At 63.5% G+C, this 14,754-nt stretch carries 13 protein-coding genes; 5 read left to right on the plus strand and 8 right to left on the minus strand.

Features of this window, described 5'->3' with window-relative positions:
- Positions 1-240 precede the first annotated feature (240 nt).
- Positions 241-1,029 (plus strand): hypothetical protein, encoded by a 789-nt coding sequence (locus tag J2Y68_RS11630; RefSeq protein WP_309993522.1) that lies wholly within the window; start codon positions 241-243, stop codon positions 1,027-1,029.
- A gap of 674 nt (positions 1,030-1,703) precedes the next feature.
- On the opposite strand, the gene J2Y68_RS11635 is transcribed toward J2Y68_RS11630, so the two are convergent.
- Together J2Y68_RS11635 and J2Y68_RS11640 are read right to left on the minus strand one after the other, a co-directional pair.
- Positions 1,704-2,108, minus strand: coding sequence for a GNAT family N-acetyltransferase (locus J2Y68_RS11635; protein WP_309993524.1), 405 nt, complete (start codon positions 2,106-2,108; stop codon positions 1,704-1,706).
- Positions 2,109-2,246: 138 nt separating this feature from the next.
- Entirely contained in the window at positions 2,247-2,813 is a 567-nt protein-coding gene (locus J2Y68_RS11640) for a type 1 glutamine amidotransferase domain-containing protein (RefSeq protein WP_309993527.1), read from the minus strand.
- A 291-nt stretch (positions 2,814-3,104) separates the two neighbouring features.
- On the opposite strand from J2Y68_RS11640, the gene J2Y68_RS11645 reads away from it, so the two are divergent.
- Positions 3,105-4,490 carry a lysozyme gene (locus tag J2Y68_RS11645; RefSeq protein WP_397334953.1) on the plus strand — a complete coding sequence of 462 codons (1,386 nt, stop codon included), beginning with the start codon at positions 3,105-3,107 and terminating at the stop codon, positions 4,488-4,490.
- Between the two features lie 15 nt (positions 4,491-4,505).
- On the opposite strand, the gene J2Y68_RS11650 is transcribed toward J2Y68_RS11645, so the two are convergent.
- Positions 4,506-5,861: a uracil-xanthine permease family protein gene (locus J2Y68_RS11650; protein ID WP_309993530.1), complete on the minus strand. Its 1,356-nt coding sequence runs from the start codon at positions 5,859-5,861 to the stop codon at positions 4,506-4,508.
- Positions 5,862-6,115: 254 nt separating this feature from the next.
- Here J2Y68_RS11650 and J2Y68_RS11655 point away from each other — a divergent pair, with 254 nt between their 5' ends.
- Positions 6,116-6,721 carry a malonic semialdehyde reductase gene (locus J2Y68_RS11655; protein ID WP_309993532.1) on the plus strand — a complete coding sequence of 202 codons (606 nt, stop codon included), beginning with the start codon at positions 6,116-6,118 and terminating at the stop codon, positions 6,719-6,721.
- A gap of 113 nt (positions 6,722-6,834) precedes the next feature.
- On the opposite strand, the gene pgm is transcribed toward J2Y68_RS11655, so the two are convergent.
- Positions 6,835-8,496, minus strand: a complete 1,662-nt coding sequence (pgm, locus tag J2Y68_RS11660; protein WP_309993535.1) for a phosphoglucomutase (alpha-D-glucose-1,6-bisphosphate-dependent) — start codon at positions 8,494-8,496, stop codon at positions 6,835-6,837.
- A 200-nt stretch (positions 8,497-8,696) separates the two neighbouring features.
- Positions 8,697-9,452: an SDR family NAD(P)-dependent oxidoreductase gene (locus J2Y68_RS11665; protein WP_309993538.1), complete on the minus strand. Its 756-nt coding sequence runs from the start codon at positions 9,450-9,452 to the stop codon at positions 8,697-8,699.
- A 191-nt stretch (positions 9,453-9,643) separates the two neighbouring features.
- Between J2Y68_RS11665 and J2Y68_RS11670 the strand changes: the two genes are divergently transcribed.
- Complete coding sequence (locus tag J2Y68_RS11670) at positions 9,644-10,357, plus strand: DUF4190 domain-containing protein (RefSeq protein ID WP_309993540.1); 714 nt, start codon at positions 9,644-9,646, stop codon at positions 10,355-10,357.
- A gap of 176 nt (positions 10,358-10,533) precedes the next feature.
- Here J2Y68_RS11670 and J2Y68_RS11675 read toward each other — a convergent pair whose 3' ends face one another.
- The 3 genes from J2Y68_RS11675 to J2Y68_RS11685 form a co-directional block, all read right to left on the minus strand.
- On the minus strand, positions 10,534-12,033 hold the full coding sequence (locus J2Y68_RS11675) for a peptide MFS transporter (RefSeq protein WP_309993543.1): 1,500 nt from the start codon (positions 12,031-12,033) through the stop codon (positions 10,534-10,536).
- A gap of 61 nt (positions 12,034-12,094) precedes the next feature.
- The gene (locus tag J2Y68_RS11680; RefSeq protein ID WP_309993546.1) at positions 12,095-13,534 is read right to left on the minus strand and encodes an amidase; all 1,440 of its coding nucleotides are present in this window, start codon (positions 13,532-13,534) and stop codon (positions 12,095-12,097) included.
- The gene (locus J2Y68_RS11685; protein ID WP_309993547.1) at positions 13,527-14,270 is read right to left on the minus strand and encodes a Type 1 glutamine amidotransferase-like domain-containing protein; all 744 of its coding nucleotides are present in this window, start codon (positions 14,268-14,270) and stop codon (positions 13,527-13,529) included. Before J2Y68_RS11685 ends, J2Y68_RS11680 begins: the two co-directional genes overlap by 8 nt.
- A 152-nt stretch (positions 14,271-14,422) precedes the next feature.
- Here J2Y68_RS11685 and J2Y68_RS11690 point away from each other — a divergent pair, with 152 nt between their 5' ends.
- Positions 14,423-14,749 carry a rhodanese-like domain-containing protein gene (locus tag J2Y68_RS11690; RefSeq protein WP_235518011.1) on the plus strand — a complete coding sequence of 109 codons (327 nt, stop codon included), beginning with the start codon at positions 14,423-14,425 and terminating at the stop codon, positions 14,747-14,749.
- Positions 14,750-14,754 lie beyond the last annotated feature (5 nt).

The raw sequence follows: 14,754 nt of genomic DNA on the forward strand, positions 1-14,754 counted from the left end.
GCGTAGACGCCGAGTGTGACGTGCGCAACATTGCGACGGCAAGCTGGTGCGTGGGTGGCTGTCTCGCAAGTTGGGGGTGGGTGGAGGCGCCCACAGCCGTCGAAACTCATTTCCATCCAACTCTCATTGTCACGGGTTCTCTACCGGAGGAGACTGAGGCGACGGCATCCCATCTCGGACCGCCTGCGAGGCCACCCGGCTGCGGGGCCTCACAGTAGCTTGTAGTGGCCTGGTGGATCAATGAGTTCTATGACGCCCATCGAAAAGGCCGCTCAGCGGTCACGCCATCTCTTGCCCTTGCTGACTATCGCACTGATTGGATGTCTCGGCGGGTGCGAGTATGAGTCCGACGACGCATCCCTGCCGTCTGCCAGTTCTCCGATGACGGAGGCTCGCACGGTCCCACCGCTGCCTGAGAGTCGCGACCCTCGCACGGTCCCGCCACTGCCGAAGAGTGGCGATATCGACGCTGGCACATATCTAGTCCCCGTCGACGGCTACAAGGAGCCTTTCGAGATCACCGTTCCAGGCGGCTGGTCTGCTCTCGACGGCAACAGCCTGGGCAAGGATGACCCGGATCACCCGGCTGAATGGGCCGTCCGCCTGACCCTTGGGTCCGCGTTCTATGTGTCGATGGACGCATGCCACTGGAGGGGTGCCCTTGCCGATGTCGGTCCTGCGGACTGGGCCTTCACTAGGGCTATGGCGGCGCAATCGTCAACGGCAAGCACTCCTCCTGTCAAGATCATGGTGGGCGATTACCCCGGCTTCGAGTTCGACCACTCCGTCGAGGGCGACGTGGACATCCCGGCCTGCGACAGCGGCAAGTTCTGCATCCACTCAGAAATGATGTACCACTGCACACACTGGTACTCGACTCAGAATGAACACGAGACCTACCGGGTGGTCGACTTGGAGGGCCGGCGGGCTGTCGTTGCGGTGGGCTATATCGACGAATCGATCAATCCGGAGCTGATAAGGGAGGCGCGCGCCGTTTTCGACTCGATCGTGTTCAGGTCCTTCAAGTGACCAGCTGATCCGATAGGCGATCCCGCCCGCGGTCTCCGACTCCTTCTTTGAACTCACCGGGGTGTCTCATAGCCTCTGTGTCTCGAAAAGCTGGGGTTTCGAGGCAAGTTCGAGCGGGCGCCGGAGGAGGTTGCTGAGATTCGAGGCGACACGGAGCGGCGCAAGAACAGCGCCATTTTTCGCCAACATTCACATTCTCGCGACTCCTGACTGATAGAGGAGTGTCCCATTGGAGGTGTCCCACTTCTAAGGAAATGGGACACCCTAGAAGCAGCAGCCAGGCAAGTCTCTTCTGAGTGATCCTCCTCAAGTGGTGGGAGTTTCAGTTCGTCTGCTACTCGCAGCGTACCTGCGCAAAGCTATGATTTCGCTCGCCATAAATCTGGCTCATGCAACTTACCGGAGCGGTCGAGGCGTCTGAGGGCTTTCTGCCTCTCTAGCCCTGGGCGGAGTACTATTCTCATCATTTCGGGCCAGCCGTCGCCCTGGAAACCGGCCCGTCCGGGTACGAGGCGATACATTTTGCGATGCAGACGCGCATGCCCGTCCCGCCAAGAAAGATAAACCAGAAACTCCTGCGGCGCTGTGATCCTGTACTGCCGAGTTTCCCCGCCGGAATCGTTCCCAAACTTTGAAGCCCTTGCATACAACCTCTCAGTTCAAGGTACCCACACCTACCACGTGGGACAGAACGAGATTCTGGTCCAGGAGCCCTCATTCCAAGGCTCGACGTAGAGTTCCAGCCGATGAATCCCGGGTTGGGCAAGACCCCAGGCGGCGAGGGCACCTAAAGCAGAGGAAGCAGCTCCCTTCCCCCGATGAATTGGCGCGACCCAATAGCCAATGCTCGCCCGGCCTTGGCTGAGGTTCTTCAGCCACAGCCCGATTTGGCCAACCGCCTGATCAGAGGAGGAATCAGCAATAGCGAAGGAGTACCCGGTGCCATCAACTAAGCGCTGGTGCTGTCTTTCGATGAAGGCCAGAGCTGCCTGGCGTGAACCGCTGGCGGGAACTCTACGCGGAGCCCCCGGGCAGCGGGGGAGATACCGAACCGTCCCACTTCCAAGGAAACGGGACACCCTATGGGGTTCATCAATTCCCCGAACCTACTACATGGCCGGCAAGGCCCTGAGCGCCTCAAAAAACGGCGAGTGCCGCCGTCGTACTTCTTGTGAAAGTACGACGGCGGCACTCGCCTTATGTGGCCCGGCTGGGCGCTAGGCGGTCTGGCCGGCGTGCTGGCCTTCGGAGATTTCCTCCACGACCTTGGCGTTGAAGGCGGGCAGGTCGTCCGGTTTACGGCTGGTGACCAGGCCCTGGTCCACCACCACTTCCTCGTCTGTCCAGTTGGCACCCGCGTTCTTCAGGTCCGTCTGGAGCGTGTGGTACGAGGTGACGTTGCGGCCCTTGATGACGCCGGCCTCGATGAGGAGCCATGGGCCGTGGCAGATCGATGCCACGGGCTTGTGCTGCTCGAAGAAGGCTCGCGTGAAGTTCTGGGCGTCCTTATCGACGCGGAGGTTGTCCGCGTTCACCACGCCGCCCGGGAGCACCAGGGCGTCGAAGTCGGATGCGTTGGCGTCTGACACCGCGAGGGTTGCATCGAAAGTGTCACCCGGCTCGGTGCCGTTATAGCCCTGGATTTTGCCCTTTTCGGGGGCGACGAGCGTTGGTTCGCCGCCCGCGTCCTTCACCGCTTGCCATGGGCTGGTGAGTTCCACCTGCTCCACGCCGTCAGTCAGCAGGAATGCGACCTTCTTGCCTGAGATGTTGTGTTCTGACATTGTTCCTCCTCTTGTTCGGCTGCCTTTTGGGCACATGCCGGTGCTGCGAGAGTTGTTTGTCTGACCTGTTCCAGCCTAGGGAACACAGTCTTAGTAAGCAAGCTGACTATTATTTCTGTGGATCACCACCTGGGGTCGCACCGGGGCTTGCGCCGGCGGGTGGCTACTGGATAGTAGGCTGAGTCGCATGACGTGGGGGCGCCGGTTCCTCCCGCACCCCGGAGGACTCGCCACATGTTCAGAACGCACACGTCCGTCAAAACGCCGATCCGAGGCGCTCTCGGAGCCAAAGTGACTGCGTTTCTCTTGGCTGCAGTGACCCTGGCAGCGTCGGGGGCAGGGGCGGCTGGCGCGGCCGAGCAACCGCGGCAAGACGACCACGCCATGGGATCCACTCTTCGTGACAACGAAAGCGAGGGCCAGGATTTGGCCACCATCCAGGATGCTTCGCCTTTGGCAGTGCCGTCGGGCGTGCGTGGGATGGACGTGAGCAGCCACCAGGGCGTGGTGGACTGGTCCAAGGCCGCAGCCAACGGGGCCAAATTTGCGTACGTGAAGGCCAGCGAGGGAACCGCCTACCGCAACCCCTACTTCGCCGGCCAGTACGCTGGGGCGGCTTCGGCCGGCATGCTGCACGGCGCCTACCATTTCGCCCTCCCCAACGCGTCGTCCGGTGCAGCGCAAGCCAACTACTTTCTCCAGAGCGGTGCAGCCTGGACGCCGGACGGGAAAACACTGCCTTCCCTGTTGGACTTGGAGTACAGCCCCTACGGCGACGGCGCCTGCTATGGAATGACGTCGGGCCAGATGATTTCGTGGATCTCCGACTTCTCCACCACCATCCTGGCTAGGACCGGGCGCCTTCCGGCCATCTACACGACTACCGACTGGTGGAATAGGTGCACCGGTAAGGCCAACGGCTTCGGGAACCACCCGCTCCACATCGCGAGCTGGGCATCGACGCCCGGGGCGCTGCCAGCCGGTTGGAAAAACTACACCTTGTGGCAGCACGCTGAGTCCGGAGCGTTCCCGGGGGACCAGAACGTCTTCAGGGGCTCGCTCACCGAGTTGACCGCGTTCGCCAAGAATCCGGGTCCCATCTTCTCTGATATTGCCGGCGGCCAGTTCACCACGGAGGTCAACTGGCTAGGGTCTCGCGGCATTTCAACAGGGTGGACCGAAGCCAATGGGGCCCGGACCTACCGTCCACTCGCTCCAGTTGCGCGTGATGCCATGGCCGCGTTCATGTACCGCCTGGCCGGCTCGCCCGCCTTCAGCGCTCCCGCGAAGTCGCCGTTCGCTGATGTCGCCACGGATAACCCGTTCTACAAGCAGATCACGTGGCTTGCAAGCAAGGGCATCAGCACGGGCTGGACTGAGGCCAATGGGACCAAGACCTATCGTCCGCTGGAGCCGGTAGCACGTGATGCCATGGCCGCGTTTATGTACCGCATGGCAGGTTCGCCCGCCTACAGCCCGCCTGCGAAGTCGCCGTTCGCGGACGTTGCCACGAACAATCCGTTCTACAAGCAGATCACGTGGCTCGCGGGCAGCGGCATCAGCACGGGCTGGACTGAGGCCAATGGGACCAAGACCTATCGTCCGCTGGAGCCGGTAGCACGTGATGCCATGGCCGCCTTCATGAGCCGCTACAACGCCAAGTTCGGGAGCAAATAGCGGGCCGTTGCGGCGCTACTTCCCCTTGCGTCCCGTTCGCTTGGCGGCAGCGTTCATCGCCGACTTCACCGCAGGCGGCAGCCCCGCCGTCTCGGTTTCCGGTTCAGCGACGGTGCCGCGCCAGTGAGCGAGGCCCTTCATGCCGTGGTAGATCACCAGTGCTGCAGCTGACCCAAGGGCGATGCCCGTGAACTTCAGCTCGCCAATGGTCCACGTGTAGTCCGCAATCCCAATGATCAAGGCCACGGCAGCGGTGGTCAGGTTGATCGGGTTGGAGAAGTTGACCTTGTTCTGCACCCAGATCTTCACGCCGAGCACGCCGATCATGCCGTAGAGCATCGTCGCGGCGCCACCCAGGACACCCGGCGGGACGGTCGCGATCAGTTCTCCGAATTTCGGAGAGAAGCTCAGCAGGATGGCGAAGACACCGGCCACCCAGTATGCCGCCGTCGAATAGACCTTGGTGGCCGCCATGACGCCGATGTTTTCGGCGTAAGTGGTTGTACCCGAGCCGCCGCCAAATCCGGCAAGTACCGTCGCGGCGCCGTCGGCCATCAGCGCGCGGCCGGAGACGCCGTCGAGGTTTTGGCCGGTCATCGCAGCCACCGACTTCACGTGCCCCACGTTCTCGGCCACCAGCACCAGGACCACAGGTACGAACAGACCCACAACCCCAATGTGGAACTCGGGTGTCTGGAAGAGCGGAAGGCCAATCCAGGCTGCGGCGTCCATCTTTTCGTACGAAACCTCGCCGCGCATCATGGCAACGAGGTACCCCACAACAACACCCACCAGAATGCTCAAACGCCCAAGGATTCCGCGGAACAAAACAGAAACCAGGATGATCGTCACCAGCGTGATGAGGGCGGTAACCGGTGCGAGGTCGAAGTTGGCCTTGGCAGCCGGCGCCAGGTTTAGGCCGATCAGCGCCACGATGGCGCCGGTGACGATCGGCGGCATGAGCCGGTTGATCCATTCGGCACCGAACTTCTGGACCACCGCACCTATAAGCGCCAGTACGACGCCGGCAAGCACCACGCCGCCCAAGGCGCCGCTTACGCCGTACTGCTGCTGGGATGCCATGATCGGAGCGATGAACGCGAAGCTCGAACCGAGGTAGCTGGGGACGCGGCCCTTGGTGATGACGAGGAACAGCAGCGTGCCGATGCCCGAGAAGAACAGGGTTGTGGCTGGAGGCATACCCGTGATGATGGGGACCAGGAAGGTCGCGCCGAACATGGCCACCACGTGCTGCATACCGATGCCGATGGTCAATGGCCACGCGAGCCGCTCATCCGGTGCCACCACGTGGCCGGGGCGGATGGACTTGCCGTTGCCGTGGAGCTTCCATTTGGTGCCGAGCATGCTCATGGCGGGCCTTCCTCAGAAGAGTGTTGGGATTCGGTGCAACATTACCGCCATTGTGGGGCCTGCTCTACGCGCCTCGCACACGGAATAGCGCGCAAAACGGGCCTCGCAACGCAAGGAAACGACACGCGGAGTCACGCTATGTGCGCAACGTCACGGGCCGTCATGGGAAGAGGACAACGGAAGTTGAAGTTGCAACCATGGAAAGCAGAAGTGCCCGGCCGTTTCAGGGCCAGGGCCCAGCGAAAGGTTTACGAATGACGATCGCCCACGAAGAAGCAGTCATTGACGCCGCAGCAGTCGACGCCATTTTTGCCGAAGCCCGCACCGCCAACAGCTTCGCCGGTGAGGTCACCGACGAGCAGGCCCGTGCCATCTACGAGCTCACCAAGTTCGGACCGACGGCTTTCAACTCCCAGCCCCTCCGCGTGACCTACGTCCGCTCGGACGAGGCCCGCGCCAAGCTGGTTGACCACCTGTCCCGCGGTAACCAGGCGAAGACCGCGTCCGCGCCTCTGGTCGCGCTGCTGTCTTACGACACCGACTGGCAGGGTCAGTGGGACAAGTTCCTCCCCGAATACGGCGCCCCCAAGGCCATGTACGACGACAACGCCGACCTTGCTGCCGCTACGGGCAACAACAACGCCCACCTGCAGGCCGGTTACTTCATCTTGGCCGTTCGCTCTCTCGGTTTCGCAGCCGGCCCGATGACCGGCGCTGACTTCGCCGCGATCGACGCCGAGTTCTTCCCGAACGGTGACCAGAAGAGCTTCCTTGTAGTCAACATCGGCCAGCCCGGCCCGGATGCCTGGGGCGCAGCCAAGCCGAAGTTCTCCTACGACGATGTGGTCCGCACCGTCTGAGGACGCGCACAACGACTGATGACACAGAAACGGGTTGAGGACACCCAAATTCAGGTGTCCTCAACCCGTTTCCGTGTCACCAGCACCTTTGCGCGGCGCCAGGCAGGCGAAACCTACGCGATGACCCCGTCCACCAGCGCCTTGGCTTCTTCTTGAACCTGCTTCAGGTGGTCCGCGCCCTTGAAGGACTCGGCGTAGATCTTGTAGACGTCCTCAGTGCCGGAGGGGCGGGCCGCGAACCACGCGTTCTCCGTGACAACCTTCAGGCCACCGATTGATGCGCCGTTGCCCGGCGCCTCGGTGAGCTTGGCGGTGATCTCCTCGCCTGCCAGGGAGGTCGCGGTGACGTCCGCTGCGGAGAGCTTGCCCAGCTTGGCCTTCTGTTCGCGGGTTGCAGCGGCATCGATGCGCGCGTACACGGGTGCGCCGAACTGGTCGGTGAGGCCCTTGTAGAGCTGGGAGGGGGACGAACCCGTGACGGCCGTGATCTCGGAAGCCAGCAGGGCCAGCAGGATGCCGTCCTTATCCGTGGTCCATACGCTGCCGTCGAGCTTGTTGAAGGACGCTCCGGCTGATTCCTCGCCACCGAATGCGCCTTCGCCGGAGAGCAGGCCGGGAACGAACCACTTGAAGCCCACTGGAACCTCTACCAGCTTGCGTCCGAGCCCGGAAGCAACGCGGTCGATGATCGAGGACGAAACCAGTGTCTTACCCACCACTGACTCCGGGTTCCAGCCACTGCGGTTCCGGTAAAGGTAGTCAATGGCGACGGCAAGGTAGTGGTTCGGGTTCATGAGGCCGCCATCGGGGGTGACGATGCCGTGGCGGTCGGCGTCGGCGTCGTTACCGGTGGCGACGTCATAGGCGGCTTTGCCATCCGCACCCAAAGACATTCGCTGGATCAGGGAGGCCATGGCCGACGGCGACGAGCAATCCATGCGGATCTTCTCGTCCCAGTCGAGGGTCATGAACGCCCACTGCGGATCGACAGTCGGGTTCACCACTGTGAGGTTCAGCTGGTGGCGCTCGCCGATCTCGCCCCAGTAGTCCACGGACGCTCCACCCATGGGGTCCGCGCCGATGCGGACGCCGGCGTTGCGGATCGCGTCGAGGTTGAGCACGGACGGGAGGTCGTCCACGTAGCTGCTGAGGAAGTCGAACTTGCCGGTGGTGTCCGCATTCAAGGCATCGTTCAGCGGCATGCGCTTCACGCCACGCAGACCGTTTTCCAGCAGTTGGTTGGCGCGATCGGCGATCCAGCCCGTGGCGTCGGTGTCAGCCGGGCCACCATGCGGAGGGTTGTATTTGAAGCCGCCATCACCGGGCGGGTTGTGGCTGGGGGTGACCACGATGCCGTCGGCCTGGGGAGTGCCCGGGGCCGCTTCGCGGTTGTACTTCAGGATGGCGTGGCTCAGCGCCGGGGTGGGTGTGTAGGCGTGGCGGGCGTCAACCAGCACGGTGACTCCGTTGGCGGCCAAAACTTCCAGCGCGGAGTTCTGCGCCGGCTCACTGAGGGCGTGGGTGTCGCGTCCTATGAACAGCGGCCCAGTGATGCCCTGGCGGCCGCGGTACTCGACTATTGCCTGCGTAATCGCGAGGATGTGCGGTTCGTTGAACGACGCCTTCAAGCTGGATCCGCGGTGTCCAGACGTTCCAAACGCCACACGCTGCGCGGGATCACCCAGGTCGGGAGCGACGTCGAAGTACGCGTCCAGGAGGGCTGTGATGTCTACAAGGTCTTGGGGAAGGGCAACTGTGCCCGCTCGGCTAGCCATGGGGTCCAGCATGCCAGACCTCGGGGCCTGCTGACAGGAAATGTCCGGGATCCGGCCCCTGTGACGCCGAATGGCGACCCCGGATCCCGCAGCGGGACGAAGATTCACCTCATGTTCAAGAATGGTTGCTAGCCAAAAAGAACGCCCCGCCCCGGTCCAAGGAACCGGGGCGGAGCGGGGGTGTCAGTGAGGAGGCGCCGTTAGACGGCCGTGTAGCCGCCGTCAACGAGTACGTACGAACCGGTCATGAAGCTGGCCTTGTCCGAGAGGAGGAACGTGGTGACGTTTGCGATCTCTTCTGCCTTGCCCAGGCGGCCCAGCGAGTGCTTGGCTTCGAGGCCGTCGATAACTTCCTTCGGGGCGTTGGCGAGGAGCGGGGTGTCGATGTAGCCCGGGCCGATGGCGTTGACGCGCAGGCCCTGTGCACCATATTCGGCGGCTGCGTTCTTGGTCAGGCCGACGACGCCGTGCTTGGCTGCGGTGTAGGCGGCGTTGCCGGGCGCGGCGACGGCGCCATGGATCGATGCCATGTTGACGATTGCGCCCTCGGAAGCGCCCGCTGCGAGGATGGCCGGGACCTGGTAGCGCATTCCATACAGGACACCGCTCAGGTTAATGCCGATGACCCGGTCCCAGTCGGCGATGTCGACTTCGCCAACGGGGGCGTTGGCTCCGCCGATTCCGGCGTTGTTGACTGCGTAGTTGAGGGCACCATAGGTCTCGACCGCGAAGTCGACGGCTTTCTTGCTGTCCTCGGCAACAGCTGTGTTGCCCTGGAAGGGTACGGCCTTCCCGCCTGCGGCAGTGATCTCATTGGCTACCCGAGTGGCGGCGTCGAGGTTGACGTCCGTGACAACCACGTTGACGCCGTTCTTCGCGAGGTCCTTGCTGATCGCTTCTCCGAGCCCTGAACCGCCGCCGGTGACGAGTGCGGTCTTGCCTTCGAAGTTACCCATGATTCCTCCTTCGCGGGACGAATCCCGCAGATTCCGTAGTTAGCGCTGCTTACGTCGCTATTAGGGCCAACCCCGCCCATCGTCTCCGTATTCCATGCATTTGCATGAATCCCGTCACATGTGTCCTACTTATGCACTGCCCCGGACGGCGGTAGTGTTGGGATCAAAGACCAGATAGCAGGGGGATTCCTATGTCAGATCAGCCATCCAAGGACAACGAGGACAAGCCTGCGGGCTACCAACCGCCGCAGTACGTTCCGCCCGCACAGTTCAGCGCACCGGAGGCCAGCGCGCCGCAGCCCGCCACGCCGGATCACAGCGCACCGGATCAGGAGGCCAGCGCCACCCAGCCGATCCCGCCACATGAGCAAAGCGCGTATACGCAGAACGCCCAGGGCCAGAACGACTTCTACACCCAGCCGATCCCGCCACATGAGCAAAGCGCGTATACGCAGAACGCCCAGGGCCAGAACGACTTCTACACCCAGCCGCAGCCCCCAAGCCAGGGCGCGTATTCGCCGGGCGACTACAGCCAGCAGTCGCAGTCACCGTACGGCCAGCCGCCCAGCCCATACCAGCAGCAGGCCTTTGGCCAGCAGCCTTACGGCCAGCCGCAGTCACCGTACGGTCAGCCCGCGTACTACGCCATGCAGGCTGAGCCCAAAGGCCTGAGCATCGCCAGCATGTGCTGCGGCATCGCCATCTTTGTGGGCTTCGGCTTCTTCATCCTGCCGCAGATCGCCGCGGTTATCCTTGGCCACCTTGCCCTCAAGCGCGAACCCGCGGGCAAGGGCATGGCAATTGCCGGCCTGGTGATGGGATACATCGGCGTGGCCCTCACATTGATCTTCGGCATCATTTTCTTCGCTGCCATTGCAACGTCCAGGAGCAGCTACAACTACTAAAGAAACACGCACGACGGCGCCCCTTGCGTCAGGTGGGAATCCCACCAGGCGCAGGTGGCGCCGTCGTTGTTTAACGCCCAGCCGGGCCACCCAAATTCGCAGGTGACACAGCAACGGACCAGCGACGCCCGGATGTGGGTGTCGCTGGTCCGTTTGCGCGCCGTCAGCCAGGAACTCTAGCGAACGCCGCCCATCAACTTCTTGATCGCAGGAGTTGCCGCAGCCAGGCCCACGGCGAGCACCACTGCCACGCCACCGATGCCCAGGAAGTACGGGAGCTCGTTGTCGGGGTTGTAAAGGCCAGCCAGGATGCCGGCCAAGGTGGTGCCGAGGGAAACCGACAGGAAGAACAAGGCCACCATCTGGGTGTGGAATGCCTTCGGGGCGAGCTTGGTGCTCACGGACAGGCCGATGGGGGAGAGGAACAGCTCCGCCAGCGTGAACAGGAAGAGGATGCCCACCAGTGCCAGCAGCGGGGTCTTGCCTTCGCCCGCCAGCGGGATGAAGGCCAGGAAAGCAATGCCCATGATGAACAGGCCCGCGGAGAATTTCAACGGTGAACTCGGCTGCTTGGGGCCCAGCTTGGTCCAGAGGGCAGCCATGACGCCGGCGAAGATGATGATGAATACCGGGTTGATGGATTGGACCCACGCGGCGGGCATTTCCCAGCCGAACAGGTTGCGGTCCAGCTTCTCCTGGGAGTAGACGGCGATGAAGGTGAACTGTTGTTGGAACAGTGCCCAGAACGCGGCGGATGCGATGTAAAGCGGGATGAAGGCCACCACGCGCTTGCGCTCAAGGCCGGAGACCAGGGGGCTGCGGAAGATCAGGACCAGGTAGATCACGGAAGCTCCGATGGCGGCGTACGCCATGCTGCGGGCCAGGTTGTTGGCGTTGACCAAGCCCGTTCCCAACAGCAGGCCTATCACTACAAGGATGCCCAGGAAGATCAGTCCGTACTTTGTGCGGTCCTTGGCGGGAAGCGGGTTGGGGACGCGGTGTGCTTCCTCGGGGAGTCGCTTGCGGCCGAGTGCATAAATGACCAGGCCGATAGCCATGCCCACGGCCGCGGCACCGAAGCCGACATGGAAGCCGAAGCTCGTCTGCAGCCAGCCCGTGACCAGCGGGCCGATGAGGCCGCCAATGTTGATGCCCATGTAGAAGATGGAGAAACCTGCATCGCGGCGCTCATCCTTCTCGCCGTACAAGGTGCCGACCAGTGCCGTGGCGTTGGCTTTCAGGCCACCGGAGCCGACGCCCACCAATACCAAGCCGGCTATGAGGCCCGGGATCCCCGGGATCAGTGCCAGGGCGATGTGGCCGCCCATGATCATGATGGCGGAGCCGAAGAGGACCTTTTCCGAGCCGAAGAGCCGGTCGGCGAGCCACGCACCGAGGATCGTCGACAGGTAGACGCCTCCACCGTAAGCGCCCACCAGGCTGGCTGCGAGTCCCTGGTCAATGGAGAGGCCGCCCTGCTCGGCAGTGAAGTACATGTAGTACAGCAGGATGCCCTGCATGCCGTAGAAAGAGAATCGCTCCCACATCTCCACGGAGAAGAGGCTGGCCAGCATCTTGGGGTGGCCGAAGAATGACGTATCGCCCGAAGCCTTGGCAGGCTCAGCCGTGGTTTGAGGTGTGCTCATTTTCTCAATGCTGGCACTGACCGCGGGCATTGTCACATCGATAAATGCCCAAGGCAACCACTTTCCATATGCTAGACACACCTGCCGGCGGTCAGGAATGCGGCTCCAGGGAAGCCGCCACTTGGAGAAGCTGCAGTTCAGAGCCCATTCGGCCAATGAGTTGGATTCCCATCGGCAAACCGCCGACGGTCGTATGAACTGGGATGCTGATGGCCGGCAGCCCGCATACGTTCACCATGGAGGACCACGGCGCGTATTCGCACTGCCTTCTGTAGTCATCGTCGGCGTCGCCGGACCACTCCCTCGGCCAGCGCTCGCCGCTGTGCCCACCGCCGGTAAACCAACCAATGGGGCGCGGCGTCTGCGCCAGTGTGGGCATGAGAATCAGGTCCCACGCCGCGTACTGCGCGATCGTGTCGTGCTGGAATTGCCGGAGGAAACCCAGCGCTTCGTTGACCTTGGACGCGCTCCGCTGTTGGGCCCGACGCCGGAACGTGCGGGTCAGTGGGGTCAGCAGCGCCTCCCGTCGGGGTGCTATGCGGGCGCTTCCGACGCCGGCAGTCCAGGCCGCGGTAAACGCTTCCGGATAGCGGTTGTCGTACCGGATCTCCGCTTCAGTGACGCTGTGCCCTGCCTTTTCAAGCAGCTCGCGGCCCCTCGCCAGAGCGTCCATCGCTTCAGGCTCAATCTCGAAGGGATAGATCCCGGCCCAGGGACTATCCAGGCTCACGCCGATCTTCAGGGGCTCCGGCGCCTGATCCACATGGGCGAGATAGCCGCCGTCGGGCGCTTGTTCGCCGGGGACCAGGGCGTCCATGAGCAAGGCGGCATCGGCGGCTGTTCGCGCGAGTGGCCCGGTAACCACAAGCTGCGCGGCATCTCCCGGGCTGGTCCCCACAGGTACGGCGCCCCGCCCAGGCTTCAGGCCCACCAGTCCGCAGGCACCGGCGGGAATCCGGATGGACCCGCCGCCGTCGGTCCCCGGCGCGAACGGCACCAAGCCCGCGGCCACCGCGGCAGCGCTGCCGCCCGACGAGCCGCCGGAGCTTCGCCCTGCTGAATGTGGATTGCGCGACGGCGGTGCCACGCGGTTCTCGCTGTAGGCCGTCAGTCCAAACTCCGGAACCTGCGTCTTACCCAGCGGGATAACTCCTTCACGCCTCAGGTGCGCCGCCAAAGCGCCGTCCTCGGGTGCGGGCTTGTGATCCAGGGCTGCGCTGCCGTGGGTGGTGGAAACTCCGGCGACGTCGGTGAGGTCCTTGAATGCCGTGGGCATCCCGTGAAGCAAGGGAAGTTCATCCAGCCGGCCTTGGCGGGAGAGACGGGCATGCAGCTGATCGGCGGTGTGGGCTGCGGCCAGGGCTTGTTCCTGGATGACCGTGACGAACGCACCGAGATGCTTGTTCCGCTCTTCGATCACGGAGAGGAAGTGTCCGGTGGCCTCGCGGGCCGAGAGAGCGCCCGAAGCCAAGGCATCACGGATTCCTACGGCGGTCAGCCCGGACAGGTCCTGCGACGACGGATCAGCCAAGGAAACGTGACTCCAACCGTTCCTCCACTGCCACGGCGTCCACGCTCTCGCCGGCACCGGCCGTCACCCGGAAGGCTGCCTTGTTCTTCACTTCGGAGACCACCTCCACCAGTTCCGTGCCCCGGTAAACCAGCCCGACGCCGTCGTCCGTGCAGTGTGTTTCACCTAGCGTGCCGTTGGCCACCAGCGCATGGATGGCCGGTGCGCGGCGGGGTTCGGAGTCGTAGTGCACGCCGCTGGCGTAGGGCAGGAAGCCGAGGGAGTCCGTGACGGGGCGCAGTTCCGGACCGAAGGAGTCGGTGACGCCGCCCTGGTACCAGCAGATCGACCCGGCCGAAACGCCCGCAAGCACCACGCCGCCCTCCCAAGCCTTCCGCAGGGCCCGGTCCAGGCCATGCGCGCGCCACACCGCCAGCAGGTTCACCACCGAGCCTCCGTTGACCCACACCACGTCCTGCTCCAGGAGGTGCGCTTCCGGGGCATCGATGTTCGGCATGGTGAAAAGGTTGAGGTGGCTGAAATCGAAACCCGCAATCCTCGCGGCCTGGTCCATCTCGGCGGCCCACCAGCGTTGGTCGCCGGACGCTGTGCCGATGTGCGTCACCCGTGGCGCGCGGCCCGTTACGCCGGAGAGGTCCACGGCGTAGTGCATCAGGTGGTTGAACTCGATCCTGGTGCGTTCGCCCGGCTTGTATCCGCCGGACGTCGCCAGGATGGTGGGTTGCCCAGCAGACACGGGTGCTCCTCACAGCAGGTTTTCGGTGGATTGCTTCGGGTCCAGTCTTAACGCCCGCGCTCCCGTAAGCAACCGCCTGCGGGTCCAGGTTACTGCTCTGGGCTGCGAGGACTAGGCTGGATGCTGGACTTAATCGATGGGAAGGGACCGCAATGAGCGACTTCGACACTGTGCCTGTGGGCGACATTCCGGCTGATGCCAGCATCCTGGACGTCCGCGAAGACTACGAATGGGTGGCAGGGCACGCCGAGGGCGCACGCCACATCCCCATGGACCAGCTGCCGGCGCGCCTGGACGAGCTTGACCCGGACGATGACCTTTTCGTCATCTGCCGCACCGGCGGCCGTTCCTTCCGGGCTGTTCAATGGCTGGTGGGCCAGGGCTACTCGGCCGTGAATGTTGCCGGTGGGATGGACATGTGGCTGGAAGCCGGCAAGCCGATGGTCTCAGACAACGGGCTCAAGCCGGTCGTTCTGTAAACCAG

It is taken from the genome of Paenarthrobacter nitroguajacolicus, from assembly GCF_031455195.1.
Classification (GTDB): Bacteria; Actinomycetota; Actinomycetes; order Actinomycetales; family Micrococcaceae; genus Arthrobacter; species Arthrobacter nitroguajacolicus_D.